Annotated in this window: 23 protein-coding genes; 1 reads left to right on the top strand and 22 read right to left on the bottom strand. The window is 35.3% G+C overall.

The annotated features are described in order from the left end of the window. Window positions 1-91 precede the first annotated feature (91 nt). From RGU12_RS00355 to RGU12_RS00280, 16 genes are all read right to left on the bottom strand, one after another. Window positions 92-565: a GNAT family N-acetyltransferase gene (locus tag RGU12_RS00355; protein ID WP_309534285.1), complete on the bottom strand. Its 474-nt coding sequence runs from the start codon at window positions 563-565 to the stop codon at window positions 92-94. 174 nt (window positions 566-739) lie between these two features. Beyond that, window positions 740-1,117 carry a nuclear transport factor 2 family protein gene (locus RGU12_RS00350; protein ID WP_309534284.1) on the bottom strand — a complete coding sequence of 126 codons (378 nt, stop codon included), beginning with the start codon at window positions 1,115-1,117 and terminating at the stop codon, window positions 740-742. A gap of 170 nt (window positions 1,118-1,287) precedes the next feature. Next, a complete protein-coding gene (locus tag RGU12_RS00345; RefSeq protein ID WP_309534283.1) occupies window positions 1,288-1,851 on the bottom strand; it encodes a class I SAM-dependent methyltransferase in 564 nt (187 codons plus the stop codon). Window positions 1,852-2,017: 166 nt separating this feature from the next. After that, window positions 2,018-2,350, bottom strand: coding sequence for an HIT domain-containing protein (locus RGU12_RS00340; RefSeq protein ID WP_309534282.1), 333 nt, complete (start codon window positions 2,348-2,350; stop codon window positions 2,018-2,020). 157 nt (window positions 2,351-2,507) lie between these two features. Further along, window positions 2,508-2,858 carry a YciI family protein gene (locus RGU12_RS00335; RefSeq protein ID WP_309534281.1) on the bottom strand — a complete coding sequence of 117 codons (351 nt, stop codon included), beginning with the start codon at window positions 2,856-2,858 and terminating at the stop codon, window positions 2,508-2,510. 64 nt (window positions 2,859-2,922) lie between these two features. Beyond that, window positions 2,923-3,111: a hypothetical protein gene (locus RGU12_RS00330; RefSeq protein ID WP_309534280.1), complete on the bottom strand. Its 189-nt coding sequence runs from the start codon at window positions 3,109-3,111 to the stop codon at window positions 2,923-2,925. A gap of 273 nt (window positions 3,112-3,384) precedes the next feature. Beyond that, window positions 3,385-4,020 carry a DUF4253 domain-containing protein gene (locus RGU12_RS00325; RefSeq protein ID WP_309534279.1) on the bottom strand — a complete coding sequence of 212 codons (636 nt, stop codon included), beginning with the start codon at window positions 4,018-4,020 and terminating at the stop codon, window positions 3,385-3,387. Between the two features lie 60 nt (window positions 4,021-4,080). Next, window positions 4,081-4,425: an avidin-fold protein gene (locus tag RGU12_RS00320; RefSeq protein ID WP_309534278.1), complete on the bottom strand. Its 345-nt coding sequence runs from the start codon at window positions 4,423-4,425 to the stop codon at window positions 4,081-4,083. Between the two features lie 51 nt (window positions 4,426-4,476). After that, the gene (locus tag RGU12_RS00315) at window positions 4,477-4,950 is read right to left on the bottom strand and encodes a GyrI-like domain-containing protein (protein ID WP_309534277.1); all 474 of its coding nucleotides are present in this window, start codon (window positions 4,948-4,950) and stop codon (window positions 4,477-4,479) included. Between the two features lie 127 nt (window positions 4,951-5,077). After that, the gene (locus RGU12_RS00310) at window positions 5,078-5,524 is read right to left on the bottom strand and encodes a GyrI-like domain-containing protein (RefSeq protein WP_309534276.1); all 447 of its coding nucleotides are present in this window, start codon (window positions 5,522-5,524) and stop codon (window positions 5,078-5,080) included. 710 nt (window positions 5,525-6,234) lie between these two features. Next, entirely contained in the window at window positions 6,235-6,711 is a 477-nt protein-coding gene (locus tag RGU12_RS00305) for a CarD family transcriptional regulator (protein ID WP_309534275.1), read from the bottom strand. Between the two features lie 261 nt (window positions 6,712-6,972). Next, window positions 6,973-7,158: a DUF2187 family protein gene (locus tag RGU12_RS00300; RefSeq protein WP_116354250.1), complete on the bottom strand. Its 186-nt coding sequence runs from the start codon at window positions 7,156-7,158 to the stop codon at window positions 6,973-6,975. A gap of 132 nt (window positions 7,159-7,290) precedes the next feature. Further along, window positions 7,291-8,040 carry a phosphotransferase family protein gene (locus tag RGU12_RS00295; protein WP_309534274.1) on the bottom strand — a complete coding sequence of 250 codons (750 nt, stop codon included), beginning with the start codon at window positions 8,038-8,040 and terminating at the stop codon, window positions 7,291-7,293. A 65-nt stretch (window positions 8,041-8,105) separates the two neighbouring features. Further along, complete coding sequence (locus tag RGU12_RS00290; RefSeq protein ID WP_309534273.1) at window positions 8,106-8,471, bottom strand: hypothetical protein; 366 nt, start codon at window positions 8,469-8,471, stop codon at window positions 8,106-8,108. Window positions 8,472-8,829: 358 nt separating this feature from the next. Further along, window positions 8,830-8,958, bottom strand: a complete 129-nt coding sequence (locus RGU12_RS00285) for a hypothetical protein (protein WP_309534272.1) — start codon at window positions 8,956-8,958, stop codon at window positions 8,830-8,832. A 426-nt stretch (window positions 8,959-9,384) separates the two neighbouring features. Further along, window positions 9,385-9,828, bottom strand: a complete 444-nt coding sequence (locus RGU12_RS00280) for an SRPBCC family protein (protein WP_309534271.1) — start codon at window positions 9,826-9,828, stop codon at window positions 9,385-9,387. Between the two features lie 371 nt (window positions 9,829-10,199). On the opposite strand from RGU12_RS00280, the gene katG reads away from it, so the two are divergent. Continuing rightward, on the top strand, window positions 10,200-12,416 hold the full coding sequence (katG, locus tag RGU12_RS00275) for a catalase/peroxidase HPI (RefSeq protein ID WP_309534270.1): 2,217 nt from the start codon (window positions 10,200-10,202) through the stop codon (window positions 12,414-12,416). A 72-nt stretch (window positions 12,417-12,488) separates the two neighbouring features. Here the strand turns inward: katG and RGU12_RS00270 are convergent, their stop codons facing one another. From RGU12_RS00270 to RGU12_RS00245, 6 genes are all read right to left on the bottom strand, one after another. Further along, complete coding sequence (locus RGU12_RS00270; RefSeq protein ID WP_309536241.1) at window positions 12,489-13,136, bottom strand: 2OG-Fe(II) oxygenase; 648 nt, start codon at window positions 13,134-13,136, stop codon at window positions 12,489-12,491. A gap of 331 nt (window positions 13,137-13,467) precedes the next feature. Further along, a protein-coding gene (locus RGU12_RS00265; protein ID WP_309534269.1) for an IS3 family transposase occupies window positions 13,468-14,801 on the bottom strand; the annotation gives its coding sequence in 2 pieces (ribosomal slippage) (window positions 13,468-14,412 and window positions 14,415-14,801; 1,332 coding nt in all). Between the two features lie 135 nt (window positions 14,802-14,936). Continuing rightward, a complete protein-coding gene (locus RGU12_RS00260; RefSeq protein WP_309534268.1) occupies window positions 14,937-15,851 on the bottom strand; it encodes a DUF4097 family beta strand repeat-containing protein in 915 nt (304 codons plus the stop codon). Beyond that, complete coding sequence (locus tag RGU12_RS00255; protein ID WP_309534267.1) at window positions 15,848-16,405, bottom strand: HAAS signaling domain-containing protein; 558 nt, start codon at window positions 16,403-16,405, stop codon at window positions 15,848-15,850. Before RGU12_RS00255 ends, RGU12_RS00260 begins: the two co-directional genes overlap by 4 nt. Further along, window positions 16,398-16,721 carry a PadR family transcriptional regulator gene (locus RGU12_RS00250; protein WP_309534266.1) on the bottom strand — a complete coding sequence of 108 codons (324 nt, stop codon included), beginning with the start codon at window positions 16,719-16,721 and terminating at the stop codon, window positions 16,398-16,400. The genes RGU12_RS00255 and RGU12_RS00250 overlap by 8 nt, the downstream gene beginning before the upstream one ends. A 263-nt stretch (window positions 16,722-16,984) precedes the next feature. Beyond that, window positions 16,985-17,962 carry a S8 family peptidase gene (locus tag RGU12_RS00245; protein WP_396232286.1) on the bottom strand — a complete coding sequence of 326 codons (978 nt, stop codon included), beginning with the start codon at window positions 17,960-17,962 and terminating at the stop codon, window positions 16,985-16,987. Window positions 17,963-18,140 lie beyond the last annotated feature (178 nt).

Raw genomic sequence — 18,140 nt, 5'->3', positions numbered from 1 at the left:
AACTTAACGGCTCCTTAGGTAAATAGTTCTTGTATAGTCAAGTGTTCCTTTAAAAATAAAAGTTTCTACAATGATACTTATTACCCAGTAGTCAGAAACTTACTTTTTCAACCTGCAAATCTAGAGCTAATCTCACCATATCTCTACACTGTATTCCATTTTCGAAAATTGCTTCTGAATAGTGCCTATTGAAGTAATCTATATCAACACCCGTTATTCTAAACCCACATTTTTGATAGAGTGCTATTTGTCCAATGCTTGAATTTCCAGTACCGACTTCGATGGTTCTGTATCCCTTTGACCTAGCCACTTCAATTGCATTCAATAATAATTGTTTACCCAATCCTTTGCCTTGATGGGTTTCTTTTACTGCTATATTTACCAGCTCCACCGTTTTAGGTCTTGTCGGGAGTAGTACATATTCTCCAATGATTTGACCATCGCTTTCAGCTACAAAGCATTCTCCCCTTTGCATATATTCCTCAACAAGTATCCTCGAAGGGTCAGCTAATATCAATAAATCCATTGGGGGCTGTTCATTGATATTTAGTTTGCGAATGACCATATTTCTCTCCCCTATTATCTGGATTTTCTTTTCATTTTTTATTTCTTTTTGAAAAGACCTGTTCCTAATCGTGAGATTATCAAAATTTCCTAACTTCCACTTATATATTCTTAGAGCAAGCCAAATTTAAAGATTCTTTTATATTGTCAACGATCCTGTTACCGTACGAAGAACCTACCTTTCCAATTCAATATATTCTCTCAATAATTTCCACGCATTATCTTCTTTTCTCCATACAAACATACATTGAGCAGAAAAAGGTTCACCATTTATTGTGTTCGTTTCTCTACCTAAAATTAAATATTCTTCTCCATTTTTACGCTCAGTGATTGAAGCAATTACAAAACTTTTTTCAGCATTGTCCATTTGTCTTATTACACTATCGAGGTCATAGTCATAATAATACGGTTCCGGATTATCTATATTCGAATGAGCCCAATATCCTATAAAACTCTTTGACATATAAGCTCTAATGCCATCACCATTCTTGCTAATGAATCCTTTATTCCATGCGATAAAATAGTCATTTAATACTTCCTCTATAGTGTTCAATTTTCATTTCTCCCTATGATTTAATGGTATCTATAACAATTTCTTTTCTAGTGGACTTAAGTTAAAGTAAAACTGCACGACTCACTTAATATTTTCAACAAAAATAGGCGATAATCCTTCTTGGAATATCGCTGCTTTAGTTCAAGTATATGTCTTCACGTACTTATAAATTATGATAGTTTCAGAGCATCAATAATCAAAGAAGGAAATACGAGTTTTTCGCCTTGGTTTCTTGGGTCAAACTTCTTAGAACGAAAAATTACACCATCGGCACCGTACCAAGTATTCTGATGAAAACTCCCTTCCTCATCACAATATTCAAGCAATTTAACTTTATATCCCGCACTTTCAAACATTTTTGTTAAAGTTTTATAATTGTGAACTATTTTATGACTTGCTGCTGCGTGGTCTTTTGGTCCAGGTCCCCCTACTTGAACAGTATTTTGGTAAGATTCATCCGGAAAATAACCATCAGGTACCGCACAACGAATGTAGCCAGAAGGTTTTAGGTATTTAAAACACATTTTCGCTGCCTCAATACCTTCTTCGTAAGTAAGATGTTCCCAGACGTGTTCAGCCAAAATAGCTTTTATTGAACTCTCACTGAATCTTTTTTCCCACATTTTTTCGTTTAATAGATTTAATTCTTCTTCCTGTGTATGTATCCAACCAGGATTATTAACATATTCTCCCGCTCCGATAACAACCTTTATTTCATCTTGAAGTTTGTTCATTTAGTACCCCGATTTTAGTGATTAATATAGTTATATTATCCCAATTAAAAACATATCGAAAATAAATGTAATTACGTTATTTCATGGTATTTAAATAAGTCCTTTAGTTCTAATGTTTTTTTCAATATTTATAATTTCTGTTTCTCCCTCACACTCTATCACGATTTTATTTTATCAATGGCTTCCCAGAGACGATATGCCAATGGAGATGTTTTGAGTCCTGATAATCTCCTAGGTTGGTAATAACTCTACAAGCACCGTTTTCTTCAGTAACCATAGTTGCAACCTTTTTAATTACTCCCAGTAATTCTATTAATAATTCGTTATCACTTTCTTCTAATGTAATTAAAGAAGGTATATGTTTCTTTGGTATAGCAACAATATGGACTGGATAAAAAGGTCTTGTATGATAATAGGCTAATACATTTTCTGTCTCTATCACTTTATCTACTTGGGTTTTACCACTTAATACTTCATCACAATAAAAGTCTTCAGTCATAATGCCCTCCCTAAAAAAATACTATTTTTTATTTCTAATTTATTCAATTCCATTGTTCAACTAAGCTGTTTGGTGATTTGTTAATATATGAAATTCAATAAATATCACTCAGAGTATTTTTCTTGTTTCATAACCGTTTATTAGTTTGGTATGGCGCCTAAAATACTTGACGCAATTCAATTTGACCTTCCCCATGTCCTTGCGGGTCCGGCATCCTCATGGCCCACTCGATGGCTTCATCTCTTGAGTTCACATCAATCAAAATGAAACCGGCAATCAATTCTTTTGTTTCCGTAAACGGACCTCCGGTAACCACCGGCTTTTCCCCTGGTTTCGGAAACGAAAGGCGGATCCCATCTGAACTTGGATGAAGTCCTTTAGCCATAACCCGTACGCCAGCCTTAACTAATTCCTCATTGTACTTATCCATTGCTTCCATGAGCTCAGTGCTCGGGAGTTTTCCTGCTTCCGAATTTTTCGAGGCTTTGACAATCAGCATAAACAGCATAAAAATTCCCTCCTTCTTTTTTAGAAAAACTTACTCTAATTGACCATCTAACAGTAATAATCTATTATTCTTTTTTCTCCTCCTTCTTCTTTATAGTTATTAATTTCCACATAACAAAATGAACAACTGTAAAAGTAAGTAAAAAATCTCTGTAGGGTTCATTCGTTCCACCCAACCATGTTCCCAAAAGAAAGAACGTTCCAAATGATATTAAAAGTAACATAGCAACATACTGTTCAACACGTAAATTCATTATATTCTCCCAACTAAAATGTAATTCTTCAATTATAAACCAATTTATCTACTTACCTATTTCGACACATATGTATATAATCCTTGTTCCACTCACACACTGTTACTTCAAAAGATTCTAAAAAAATTTGCACCAATCCAATCTAGGATCAATACTCTCTAAATTCTCTACAGTTGCAGCGAACTAGCTTATTGTGTAAATTAATTATTTTGCGGGAACTTGATAATTTTCATCTTTTCTTTATGAATCAACGGTAGCAAGAAATAAAGCTTATTAGTCCCACCACAAGAATAATTTTTTCGTATCTTTGATTTCTTCAATTAGTTCTTCAATACTTCCAGTTCCTTGTTCGACGATATCTGGACAAAATTCATACATTTCTTTAGCAAATGATTTTATGTGTTGGTCAGAGGGTAGCACTTTGAATTTTGCTTCAATCCAATCGAAATCTGCGCCAATAATAGAAAAAGGATAACGTTTATTCCATTGCTTTAGTTTTGAAATAACATCATCATTGCTAATATCATAATTATCTCCATTTGTTTGTAAAATTTTTAAAAGTTCAAACTGGTCAGTTCCTTTTAGAACCCCTATTCTACATTTACTTTTATTACCCTTAATAAAATTCCGTTCATTCATAAAAGCATAATAGCCTAGATGTTTAATTTTAGATTGAAGTTCAACAACCAGCTTTTCGGCTTCCTCTTCAAAGGTCATAAAAGATATTCCCACTGTTGCAATTCTATCATCCTTATATAAATCATTTATTTTTAATGGTTGTAAATTGTTATTGGAAACTTGCTTTATGATATTTAATACTTCTTGAGTAAATCCCGGTTCTTTAAGCATTTCATCATTTATTTCGTTTTTGTGTTTTTTCCCTAATCCGAAAAAACTCTTCAAATTCATTTATCGCCACCTGCTTATGAAAGTATCTTTTTTACATTTATTTTCTCTTTTTTACTAGTTTTATATACTAATTTCCTCAATAATTGAATGTCCCTCAGTGGCTTCAGCGTCAAGCCATTTCCAATTTTCATATAACCTAATTCGCCCATCTGGTAAGATTTTTGGAGTAGAAACGCATTTTCCGCCTCTTATTTCATTTTTGTTGTTAACGTGGTTATATCTAAACTCTAAGCAACCGTCTTCTTTTATTACTCCAACCAAAGTTCCTTTTACAATTTCCCCTCCATTATATGTTGCTGAGATGATATGCCCCTCTTGTTTGTATTCGAAAATAGTCTTTGAAGAAACTTCACCGTTAGCTGTATTTTCAATTGAAACAAATCTACGACCATTATAATTTATCATTTTTTCTCCTTCCCATTGTTAAGCGCATTTCTCAATCTGCGAAAATTAAATTTATAAAATCGGATCACATAGATATACAATATCTTCTGTTTCAGTCCATTTAGAGTAAATTTCTATTGTCCACTCTTCAGGTAAACGCTTATACCCATTCTCGTTAATCCATTCATGTAACTGAGTATATACATGATAAATTTGAGATGCATGTCCTTTAAAATGGAGGACTGCATACTTTTGTGTAGGGACCATAAGACATACCATTCCTTCAGGGATCATCTCAAATTCATTAACCTCGTAACAAACCCAGTAACCGTCATCTTCATCAGATAACTCCGTTACTTTAAATGCTCCGATGAGATGAACCGGTTCGACTAAATGCATGATTTCACCTTTGCGTTGCTCCAATAACAAAGATGCCTTCGGAATTTCCTGACCATACCCTGTTATATCACTGCAAACGACACGATAACCGACTAATTTCTTTTCCGTAATTTCTTTTAGTCCATTGAACGTTACCGAGCTTCCCATTTTTACTTCTCCTTTCTTATACATAGTGCTAATTACATTGTTATAAGACTTTTTATCCCGTTTATCTCTTAGTGTAATTCCCACTTGGACTTACTTGTTTCTTTTGTTAAAGATGGTTTTTGGATTGTTAAGCTTGAATTGGTAAATAAATCTGTACTTCTTCAAAACCTTCCCCCATAGGGTGATATGTCTCGATAATATAAGAATCGAGATCTCTTTGATAACCTTGTTCTTCTGCCCAATCCAATAAATTCAAATGAAGTTCCCCCAAGTTTACTATATTCCCTCTGGTAGTTATGTACCTTTTATTTATCTCAATATAATCCATTCCAGTTGGTACTTCATTTAATTTCTCGCTTACAATTAACCCTACATAATAATCACCTATCCTATGATCCTCATCCTTTTTAGGCTCAAATAAGGCAATTTCGGTCTCTGTTGAATTTTTGATTTCCCTTGAGCGACTTAATAGTTGCTTTGCAAGTAAGGGTACTTCATCACCATAGTTAACAAACTCCCCACTACCTTTTAACCCAACAAGCTTAAATTCTTTCTCAACCATCATAAACGACATATTAGCATCTCCCATCTACATAAAATCCATAATATTCTAATTTTATTAATTCAATAAAAAATCCTTACTTCCTGCATTGAAGTAAGGATTTCTGGTACGCAACTGTAATTCAATATTTGTTCAATATGGAATTGATAAAAAGGTGGTTAATATCATTCTTAAATTAACGCACCCATAGTTCAATTATCATTTTTTTAAATCCCTTAGATAAATCCTAAAAAACAAAAAATGGTTCCTAGTCTGGAAACCATTTTTGCAGTTAACCATATGGTGTTACAATTCGTTTTTCTCTTTTACTTAAAGATATAAACAAATTCTATTCTCTCTCTCTCAGTGTTGTGAAAAATTCTTAAAGAAAGTTGTGAAATTGCTTGTTTTTTCTTATAGAAATAATGACTTATTAATAAATTGTGTACCTAAAACAATGAAAGCCCTACCTCTCTTTCATCCTTACGGCTCCTTGGCCGTGCCAGTGTGAATCAGGATTGCAAAAATCAAGTGACTATTTAACGTTTTTTTGATGAAACTTCAAACGTTCATAAAAGAAATTCAAATAGTAAAATGGATTAGATTGTAGAAATAACAAAAGAGGTTAATGCTCTAAAGGTGAGTTGAAGAAGTTGGTGCCTTTGAAAAGATTTATTAATAAATAATAAACATATTCCCCAAAAATAAGGTTATTTTCGGGAGGGGTTTATCAAAAATTAACATTAACAGAAACTTTTGATTTGATTTTCGGTAATTCCTTTGATCAATTCAAGTTCACTAATCAAAAATTCATGTGCGTTGTCTAACATTTTTTTTTCGCTTGTATTAAGTGCTTTTTCTTTCTTCAAACGCATTAAATCACGAACAACTTCAGCACATTCTTGTATTTTACCCGTTTTTATTTTTTCCGCGTTCACTTTATACCTTTGTTTCCACAGCAGTAATCGGTCTGATTCTCCATGCTGAAAAATGTGTATAATGTCCTTTAATGCATGTATGTCAGTAACAGGGCGTATATTTGAACTCAATATTTTACCCGTGGGAATCATGACTAGCATATTACCGATTAACATTTTTATGACGTAATACTGTTGTTTTTCTCCTGAGATTTCCTTTTCTTCTATAGCTTTAATGATACCTGTGCCGTGCATAGGATAAACAATGTTATCACCAATTTGAAACAAATAATCCACCTCCATATACGGTAACCTTCTTAACCTTAACACACATAGTATTTTTAATCAAATTTTTAATAATATCATAAATCTGTTTTTATTGTCAACAGTTTTTTTGGAAAGAAAAACAATAGAATCGTTTCGGATTACCAATAAAGTGAAGATTATTTTTCTAGCGTCTATTTTGAAATATCTACATCCGTATAGTCTTAATCAGCATGTGCTAATAACACAAAAAGCGACTGCCACTTTTAGCAATCGCGCTCGTTACTTACGTACATTTGTTCATGAAGATGCTTTCGATATTTTATAATTTTTATGATTGACTATCGTTGTAATAGGTTCATCTTTTGCCTTATTGTATCCGTACTCAACAATAACCGAATTTTCTCTTACAACCGTAACAGTTCCTTCATAGCTTTCCCCATCACGCTTAAATACAATATTGTCCCCGATTTTAGCAGTTGCCATTTTTTCACCCCCGCACTTATTATTTTCAGCAACGATAAAAAAATGCAGGAACAATAAAATACGAGTTGTAATTATTGTTTAAGGGAAAGCATCCGTTAATTCAAGTGAAGTTTTATACATAGCGTTGTCATATTATAATGGGCAGTAGCGATTTATTATCTCAATAAGTCTTTCAGAATTCTCCGATGAGACACCTTCAGATAATCTTCCTCCAGCAATGATGGGAGCCCACTGAAATACTTCAGACCTTAAAATTCCACTCTTTTCACAATAAAGTCGCAAGTACATCTCAGCTAATTCAGACGAAAATTGGGAGTATAAAAGATAGGTCCGATAAATATCAGCACGAATATCTCCAGCACTTGAATCAACCCAATCGATAACGACTACTTGGTTTTCTGACAGAATCAAATTAAATAAATGAAAGTCACCATGACAGAGCCTATCTTCGTAAGTAAATGATTCCAATTTCTTTAACAAATAACTTTTTTGCCGTTTATCTAATTCATTTACACTCTCAATTTGACGGTATAATTTATCATGCATTGGTTCGAGGCCATCAGGAATGATACTATGAATATCAAGCTGCATGGCAACTGAAATATTCAAGTAATGTTCTGCTTGTTCTTTATGTTTGATAAACAAATCTCCCAATGTTTCTCCCTTCACATATTCCATTATGATTGCTTGTTTTCCGTTTATCTTGGTAACATCAAAAATCTCAGGTACAGGAAGTCCACTTAAATAGGCATATCTTTGTTTATTTGCTTCATTTATAGATTCCGTATCTGGCAAAAAACCGTTAAAAACTTTTACTATTTTGTTGTCAGAAAGATAAATTATTGCAGTATTACCTTTCGCTATCGGATTACCTAAAAACATTGGGTTATCTCCCTACATTTTTAATTTCCCTGCTTTGTTTGCATGATAACTTCAAAAAAAGTGCATTATTTCTCTATCAATACAATATTCTTTGCAAGTGGCATGGCTTTCCTCTCTTCTTTACTTGAATTCTCGTTAATTGGTGAATCCCAAATAGCAACTTTATTTCCAATTTCAAAAACATCATTAATAATCACATTATTCATTTGTACCCAAGAGCCAATATCAATTGTTACACCATTTAAGGCATCTTCCTTCGAGATATTTTCTACAACATGAATAACTTGTTTTTCCTCATTTATATCTGTTATATAGCCTATGATTAAAGGTTCTTCTGAAACGATTTCTGTTTTTTGATAGGGATACGTACAACCTGAAACAAAAAAAATAAAAGTAAATAAGAGTAAAATAATTTTGCTTGTTATTTTCATAAGGATATCCCCCTGGATAATTACCCTTTAAGCTTAACTGCAGCGTTTATACACAAATTTCAAAAGCGATAATTCTTCATGGATTGTCGCACGGGTTGGGATGCACAATGTCTCTCATGCCGCCTAAACACGATATTACAGATTTACTGAATCATCCGTTTTAAAAGCTACTTGGCAATTTGTTTTTCTCAAATTTCTTAAATTCCTGCATCCCCATTTTCTCTGCTACCGTTTGTGACGGAATATTTATTACAGTGTACCAACCCTTATTTATTTTTCATCAAGCTAACAATATATCTTATGAAATAAAAAAGGTTGCTTCTCCTTCTTAAAGGCAAGCACCCTATAGTCTCAGATGTCATTTTTTTGAATGGTTTTCACTTCTAATCTTTTTTGATTGCTCTTCTAACCATTTCGCTCTAGCTACTAATCCCCAAAGTCCCAATGGAACCGTAACAATTAATAAAACAAGGTAGATCCAATTCATGTTAAAACTCCTTTCATTGCAACACAGGTAATTGTGAAAAATCCCATAAAGTCTTGCATATCATCATAAACAACTTAACTAAACATTCCACAAATAATATAAATGTCCTTTATTAAAGTAATCTTTAACTTGTAATTTATTTTCCAATCCTATACGGTACTTAAATCCATTTCTACTAATCGAACAATATCTGACAGGTTTATGAAATAGCATTGCAGCCAATTACAGCATGCCATGCATTTAGTATAATGAAAGAAAGCTTGAATTTTGAGAACAAAATCGAAAGCAGGTATGGTCTTTCTATTGAAAACGAGTATTCTTTCTATCATTTTAATCGGGATCCAAAGAGAATGGAAAGATCTACTAAAAAGATTAGTTCTAGATTTTTGTAACTCCAATATTCTTGCGATTTAGTTATTAGCTCTTTTATAAATCCTGTTTATACACAATTCCATGTTCTAGGTATATTTTTAAGAGGGTTAATGCTTCTCCCCATCCTACAGCACAATCAATACAGGCTTTTATGTCTTTTTCAGAATAAGTGTAACCCGTCTCATCAAGTACAACTACTGTTCCGTCTTTATAAGGCTCGAGTGTAAAAGTTACTGTAGAAAATTGTTCACCTGGAGACCATTGAAAAACAAATTTTTTATTAGGGGTTGCCTCAAGGATTTTACCCCCATCCTCAATATTTACATTCTCACAACCGAAATTTTTCCATCTTAATCTGATTTCACCAGTTCCATCTGAGCTTATCTCTAAAGATGTGTCATCGGTAAACCAAGCATTCCACCCATGGGATGTTGAAATTGTTTTATACACTAGCTCTAACGGTACTTTAATATAGGTTTTATGGTTGATAACTGGCATTTGACAGACCTCCCTTCCATGGATTTTAGGTGTGTGTGCATCAAACTTGCTTTATATTCAACACTTTCATTATAATGGTAATATACAAAATATTATAACTTTTTATATTACATCGGATCAAGTATGCTTCTTAGTCCCTTACATCATTTTTGCCTCTACGATTTACTTCTTTTGTTCGCAGCTATGTATCTATCATAATTGGCTACACTTCAAAATATAATAGTCCTGATGCTCTAGAATTTTCAAAGTCTATATTTCTTTCAACTCTGCCCTTCTTCTATTGTAATAATCACACGAAAATTATGATCATCCTAGTTTCTTAAAACTAGATGTATAAATTACTAAATTATCACAGAAGGAGAGATTTAAAAATGGATACTAAAGACAATGAAAACATTGGAGGATGCCCTTTTCATGGGGGTGTTACTAGTAACAATGCAAGTGGGAATACGAATCGAGACTGGTGGCCAAATGCGCTAAACTTGAATATTCTCCATCAGCATGATCGAAAATCCAACCCTATGGACGAAGACTTTGATTACGCTGAAGAATTTAAGAAATTAGATTACGATGCTCTAAAGCAAGATCTTCGTGATCTCATGACAGACAGTCAAGATTGGTACCCTGCTGACTATGGACATTATGGTCCTATGTTTATTCGTATGTCTTGGCATGCTGCTGGTACATACCGTATTGGTGATGGTCGAGGTGGCGGTGGAACAGGAAACCAACGTTTCGCACCACTTAACAGTTGGCCTGACAACGTTCTCCTTGACAGAGCACGACGAATCCTATGGCCAATTAAGCAAAAGTATGGGAATAAGATTTCATGGGCAGATTTACTTGTTTTAGCAGGTAATGTTGCCATTGAAGATATGGGTGGACCAACAATTGGATTTGGAGCAGGACGCCCAGACATTTGGCATCCAGAAGAAGACGTCTATTGGGGAGCTGAAACCGAATGGCTTGCTGATAACCGTTACACTGGCGAACGTGACCTTGAAAATCCGCTTGCTGCCGTCCAAATGGGGCTTATTTATGTGAATCCAGAAGGGCCAAATGGAAAACCTGACCCGATTGCAAGCGCAAAGGATATTCGTGAAACCTTTGCACGGATGGGAATGAACGATGAAGAGACAGTTGCACTGATCGCTGGAGGACATACTTTCGGTAAAGCTCATGGTGCAGGAGATCCTTCTCAAGTAGGACCAGAGCCAGAGGCTGCTCCTATTGAAGCACAAGGCTTAGGTTGGCAAAGTTCTTACGGTAAAGGGTATGGTCGCGACACTATCGGGAGTGGTATCGAAGGTGCTTGGACTGCTAACCCAACCCAGTGGGACAATGGCTACTTTGATCTATTATTTGGATATGAGTGGTGGCTGACAAAGAGTCCTGCAGGTGCATGGCAATGGCTTGTGGTAGATCCAGCCGCGGAACATCTTGCTCCAGATGTAGAGGATCCATCTATTAAAGTTCCAACGATGATGACGACTGCGGATATGGCACTACGTCATGACCCAGAATATGAAAAAATTTCTCGTCGTTTCCACCAGAATCCAGATGAATTTGCAGACGTATTTGCTCGTGCATGGTTCAAGCTACTTCACCGTGACATGGGTCCTAAGGCAAGATATCTTGGTCCAGAAGTTCCTGAAGAAGATTTCATCTGGCAAGACCCTGTACCAGCTGGTAATTATGATTTATCGGATGCTGAAATCGCTGAGATTAAGGCTAAAATCCTAGACTCCGGTCTCACAGTCAGTACGCTTGTAACAACAGCTTGGGCATCTGCAAGTACGTACCGTGGCTCCGACCATCGAGGTGGAGCAAATGGGGCACGCATCCGCCTAGCTCCACAGAAGGATTGGGAAGTGAACCAACCGGAACAACTAGCACAGGTGCTTCAAGTATTAGAAGGCATACAAAAGGATTTGGATATCGAAATCAGCTTGGCTGACTTAATTGTATTAGGAGGAAGTGCTGCAATTGAAAAAGCCGCACAAGATGCAGGCTTTGATGTTACAGTTCCATTTGCTCCGGGACGTGGTGATGCGACACTTGAGCAAACAGATGTAGAAAGCTTTGAAGTCTTAGAACCTATCGCTGATGGTTTCCGTAATTATCAAAAGGAACAGTATAGTGTAAGCCCTGAGGAGCTCCTCATTGATAAAGCTCAACTTCTTGGTTTAACTGCACCGGAAATGACTGTCCTGATTGGTGGTATGCGTGTTCTAGGTACTAATTATGGTGACACACAGCACGGCGTATTCACAGATCGTGTTGGCCAACTCACAAATGACTTCTTTGTGAACCTGCTTGATATGGGAGTACAGTGGAAACCTGTAGGAGAAAACGTATACGAAGGTCGTGATCGTAAAACAGGTGAAGTAGTACGTACAGCAACTAGAGTAGACCTCGTTTTCGGTTCAAACTCTGTTCTTCGTTCCCTTGCAGAGGTTTACGCTCAAGTGGATAACAAAGAGAAGTTTGTGCGTGACTTTATTGGAGCCTGGGTAAAGGTGATGAATGCAGATCGCTTTGACCTTAAATCGGTTGAAAACAAGAAGGCTCAACTAGCGAATAACTAAATGGTGAGTGTATGATACATCAGCAATTCAAACTAAAACATCTTCCGACTTGGAAGATGTTTTAGTTTTGTTCTATTTCACTTTTTTCCTTCTCATCCATTGTGTGGCAGCCCACTTATCCCCAACTATTACGGGGGCACCACCATGTAAGGTAAGGTCATTTAAAGCTTGGTCATTATAAAAGTATTCAAAATACACGGCCATGCCCTTTTGTGGAGATACTGAAAAATGAAGCTTTGGAAAATACGTTTCCCCACCCTGCTCTACATCGCTTAAATACATGACAAGTGTACTAATTCTAGGGTTGTTGTTTGCCTTATTGGAAGAATTGAAAAAGTCAAAATGAGCCTTATATTCCTGCCCAATCTTATAATTTAGAATTTGAAGACCTTCTCCATATTCAGTTGGTATATTCATTATCTGTGAGATTCTCTTTTCAATTCTCGTAATAATGACATTTTCACTTCCGTCTAAAAATGTACTACTGCTCGTTCTCATGTTATCTACATGGGCATTCGCAATTTTTGAACGATGCATTCGATCTTTAGACAATCTAATTAATTCATCACATTCTTCATCACTTAACACATTTCCTAAAATGACGATTAGTGGCTCTTCCAATCTAGCAATAATTTTTATTTCACGATCTTCTGTTATAATTTTATTGCAAAGATGACTAAAAATAGTTGGCTCTTTAATTGGTAAATCTGTAGCATCCATTGTCAACTTTCATCAACCTCTTTAAACGTTTAAATTTTAAAAACAAATGGATTGATCTAAAACAGAAAGCAGTGATTTATTCGTTTTCTTTGGTCCCTCCTGTTTTTCAAAATGGATGTAAACTCTTACAAACTTCTTCTGAAAGAATTTGCTTTTTTATTTTATACCCTGAAAGGTTATTTTTCTATTATTTTTTGAAAAAAATTACATATTACCGAAAGATTAATAGGAAAAAGCCTAGGTACAAGTAGAACTTGCATCTAGGCTTTTTCCTCTGGGACAGTGGACCTTTGAACTATGCCCCCAATTTTAGACAGTTATAAAAAGGGACTCAGGAAACTAAGAGATGATTCCGGTATTGAACTGGGGTCATCTTCTTTAAGTCCCATTGATATCTTTTTGTATTATAATCTTCGATATATTTGTTTATTAATTGCTTCAGTTCTTCAAATGTCTTACAAGATTTATAGTCTACCTCATCTTTCAAATGACCAAAAAAGGATTCCATTGGAGCGTTATCCCAACAGTTACCTCTCCTTGACATTGATTGGATAAGGTTTAATTTCTTAACTCTCTTTTGAAATTCCGGATTAGTATAATGTACACCTTGATCTGAATGGATAATTGCGTTCTTGTGAAGCTTGTTTTTCATATTGTGCTTTAATTCGTCTAACGTTTTATAAGCTATTTCCATTTTCAATGAGGTAGATAAATGATAAGCCACTATTTCTTTTGAACTTCCATCTTTAACACAAGATAAATAAGCTTTTTGTCCATTAGAATAATACAGGTAAGTAATATCGGTTAATAAAACTTTACCTGGTTCATTTTGGTCAAACTTACGTTCTAATAGATTAGGGAATGTGCGATGTTCCTTTGTAGCTTTCACTATATCTTTATAAGGTCTTGTCTTTCTTACTAGCGTAATTAAATAAAATTTGCGCATTAACCTTCTTATTTTCTTATGATTCATGACAACATCATAATCGTTCTCTAAATACATTTTAATTTGAAGAGCACCAGTTTTTTGATTATGTTGTTCAAAAATAAAACGAATTAATTGGACATCCTCTTTATCCTTCTTTTCACGTTCTTTCCGTTTATCAAACGCCTTTAACCAAGAATAATACCCACTTTTACTGACTCCAGCTACCTTACATAAATAGCTTACCATTCTTTTTAATTCATATTTTTCGATAGTAAGATTAATAAGCTCAAATTTTTGAGAGGGAGTCAGTACCGTTTTTTCTTCATCGCCTGCCTTTCGAGTTCCTCTAGCTTTTTTAAAAAATCATTTTCGGCTTCCAAAAGCTTAATACGAGCTTCTGCCCGTTTTAATTTTTCCTCAACCGATAACTCTTGAGTCTCATTAGATTTTTTTCTTCCTGATCCTCTTTTATTAAAAAGCAAACCGAATTCACCTTGTTCTTCATATACTTTCTTCCATTGAAACAATCTCTTTCTGGGTATATCTGAACCCACAAGATCCGGAGATAAACCATTCTCCCTAAATATCTCAGATGGAGAATTTCCCCCAATGTAAGAAAGAACTGCTTTTACTTTAAACTCTGGCAAATAAGTAATAGCCTTTGGAGTTACCTTAACTACGTTAGGATTCTCCATTAATTCTCTTAATTCTTCTTTTGTAAAAGCCTTTTTGTTCATATATATCCTCCGTCCATAATCGTTAGCTTTATTATAAACGGGTTTTTATTTCATTAAAATGAGAAAACCCGAATAATGTCCCCTTTTTAGAATTGTCCATTATTCGGGTTATAGTTCACTTTCCCTCTGTCCCGCTTATTTATTTTTTACAGTGACATCGCCACTTACTGTTTCTAATTGTATTAAGGCAGTTCCTTCACCCATTTTGGCATTTCTTTCGTATTTATCAAATAAAATTACATCACCTGACAATGTCTTCACCTCAAATTGAGCATTGCTAGGTTCCTTTTCCGATTCAATTTTGATATCACCATTTAATGTTTTTCCATAAATGGCATGTCTAATTTCATTAATTGATATAAAAACGTCCCCATCGACAGTATTTGTTGTAAGTGGACCGATAACATTTTCTAAGCTAATATCCCCAGTGAAGGCACGTGCATTGAAAGATTGTACAGGTGCATCTGACACATTCAAATCACCACTTTCTGTAACCAATGCAATTGCTCCTTGTACTTCTTCCATCTTCACATCACCAGACAAAGTTTTTATATTCATCTTCTCAGAACTGATATTCTCTAATTTCACATCACCATCAACTGTTGTTAGATTAATCGTTTTTGACTGAAGGTTTTGTAAAGATACATCAGAAGAAAACCCATTTACTTTTATGTTGTTATAGATTTTTTCTGGTGCAAATATTTTTAAATTCAAATCTGTAGTATAGAAGGTAAAGTTAAACCATTTTTTATTTTCAGATTGCAATCCAATAGAAAGAGTTTGGTCGTCTTCATTTACAGAAAAGTCATTCATTGTTTTTCCCACACCTGTGCCAACTAGCTCAACCCTTGCTTCATCCATACTTGCAACTGAAATGAATTCTACATCAATACTATCTACATTTACTTGTATGGAATTGATAGTCTCATTTTCAATCGGTCTAATATCATTAATGGCAAATTCTTTATTCACTGATGCATATGTTACCGCACTTCCGATTACACCAATTAGAACTAATAAGGAAGCTACTATAGTAACCTTTTTAATCATACTGGTTTCCCACCTTTCACAATGGATACATTGAATTTCAGATAACGAAGGAATCCGTTTTTAACACCAACCGTTGCATAATACATACCAATTGAGATAAATAGACCAAGTCCGCATAACCCAATTGAAAAGAACACATCAAACCATTCAAAAATTTCCGGATAGACGATGGCATTAGCAAATACTAATAAAGGACTTATACCCCCAGCTATTCCAGCTATCCAACCTGCTGCTAAAAGGGCAAGTATAACAAGAAATGGTCCAAGAACAAGCAACAAGTTAACAAACCCAAGACCAATCACGGCCCAAACGGCTCTGAACATATGTCGAGTGGATGAGGTTACTTCCATTTTTTCAATATGATAATTGGCTAGTAATTCTTTCGAAAGTTGTTTTGGGGAACCAAGTGATTCTGCTATCTGACCTTCTGTTTTACCTTGCTCTACACCCATCAAAAAATATTCCTCATAATCTTGTAAAATATCCTCTTTTTCATCTTTTGGAAGCTTTCGTAACTGCCGCTCCAAATCAAATAGAAATTCCTTCTTATTCATTAGACATTCCCTCCTTAATTAATTGGTTGACTCCTTCAGAGAATTCCTTCCACTCGTCGACTAATTGATGTAAGTATGTCCGCCCTTTATCTGTAAGTCTATAATACTTTCTTGAAGGTCCTTCACTGGATTCCTGTAAATATGTTGTAAAATATTCTTCCTTCGTTAACCTTCTTAACAATGGATACACAGTTCCCTCCGAAATTTCAATTTGATCGGAAATCTCCTGTACGAGTTCATATCCATAGCAATCTTTTTTATCCAGTAATACAAGCACACATAGCTCTAAGACTCCCTTTTTAAATTGAACGTTCATACGGATTCACCTCGCTCTTTATTTATTTTTATCGTACGACAATACTACCGTGTAATAAACAGTACCTAACAAAAAAATATAGCAACTAGGAATAATATAACAACAAGTACTGCACATAGCAAGGTACTATTTTATAAATTTACATATTATTTACATTCCCCATTAAAAGAACCATTGCAAAAAGGCACACTTTTTTTAGTGTGCCCCTTTACGTAATGCGTCCTGTCCCTATGTGAAGTAGGGATTTAACGCGATTTGTTCAGTTAATTTGTAACATTCATGCTTGAAGTCAAAATCACATCATGTAATCTTTCAATTAAGTCAAGCTGGAGGAATCCATTTCCTTCAGCACTTTTTCTGTTACCTAGTGGTACTGTTCGTCTGACGAGTTGGGCGTAGACCTCTGCTTCACTAAGTGTTCGTTCAAACTCTTTCTCACTTACATTGATCAGTAGAGCAATAGCACCTGCGACATGCGGAGCTGCCATCGAAGTTCCTGTTAGTTGTGCATATTTATTATCTGGGTATGTTGAAACCACATCAACACCAGGAGCAACAAGATCGATTTCCGTGTTGGTGTTGGAAAATGGAGCTAGCTCTAAATCCATGTTTACAGCTCCTACCGAAATCACTTCGTTATACGCACCTGGGTAGGCATATTCAAATGTATCCTCCTGAGAATCCCCTTCATTTCCCGCCGCAACGACCACGGATACGTTTTGATTAACCGCCTGTTGAATCGCCTCATGCAACTCAGGTACATCTTCGGGACCACCAAGTGACATGGAAATCACACGAACTCTTTCATTGTCTGGACCTCGCCACTCCAATGCATAGTGAATGGCATCGATAATCCATTCATAGTTCCCTGACCCTTCCCCCGTTAACGCTTTTAAACTCAATATTTGAGCCCTCGGTGCAACACCGACAACTCCCTCATTATTAAGACTTGCCGCGATTGTACCAGATACGTGAGTACCATGTCCGTTATTGTCTTCAAATATGTCTGTTTTCCCCTGATAATCCGTGGTAAAATTCCTTCCCGCTATAATTCGATCTTTTAAATCTGGATGAGACGTGTCAATTCCGGTGTCAATGACTGCAATGACAATGCCTTCACCTTGACTGCTTTCTTCCCATATTGAAGGCGCCTGTACCAATTGAACTCCCTCTGGTGTTTCATTTTTTTGATCCACAACTGACTGAATGGTAAACGGTAATAATTTGACTTGATTTTTCACGATGGGTTTCCTCCTTCAAATCAATTTTCAAAACTAATTACCTTTATTCCCTTCTGCCCAATCTAGGTGTGGTTGGCAACCTTCATTTGTTCCGGAAGGTTTGTTTCATTTTATCAAGGCTCCATATTTTTAACAAGAAAATTAACTGAAAATTATAAAAATGAATACTTTGTCCCAA

It is taken from the genome of Ferdinandcohnia sp. QZ13 (assembly GCF_031324165.1).
Taxonomy (GTDB): domain Bacteria; phylum Bacillota; class Bacilli; order Bacillales; family Bacillaceae_L; genus Ferdinandcohnia.
The sequence above is the reverse complement of the archived record's forward strand: the minus strand, read 5'-3'. Positions and strand labels throughout refer to the sequence as shown.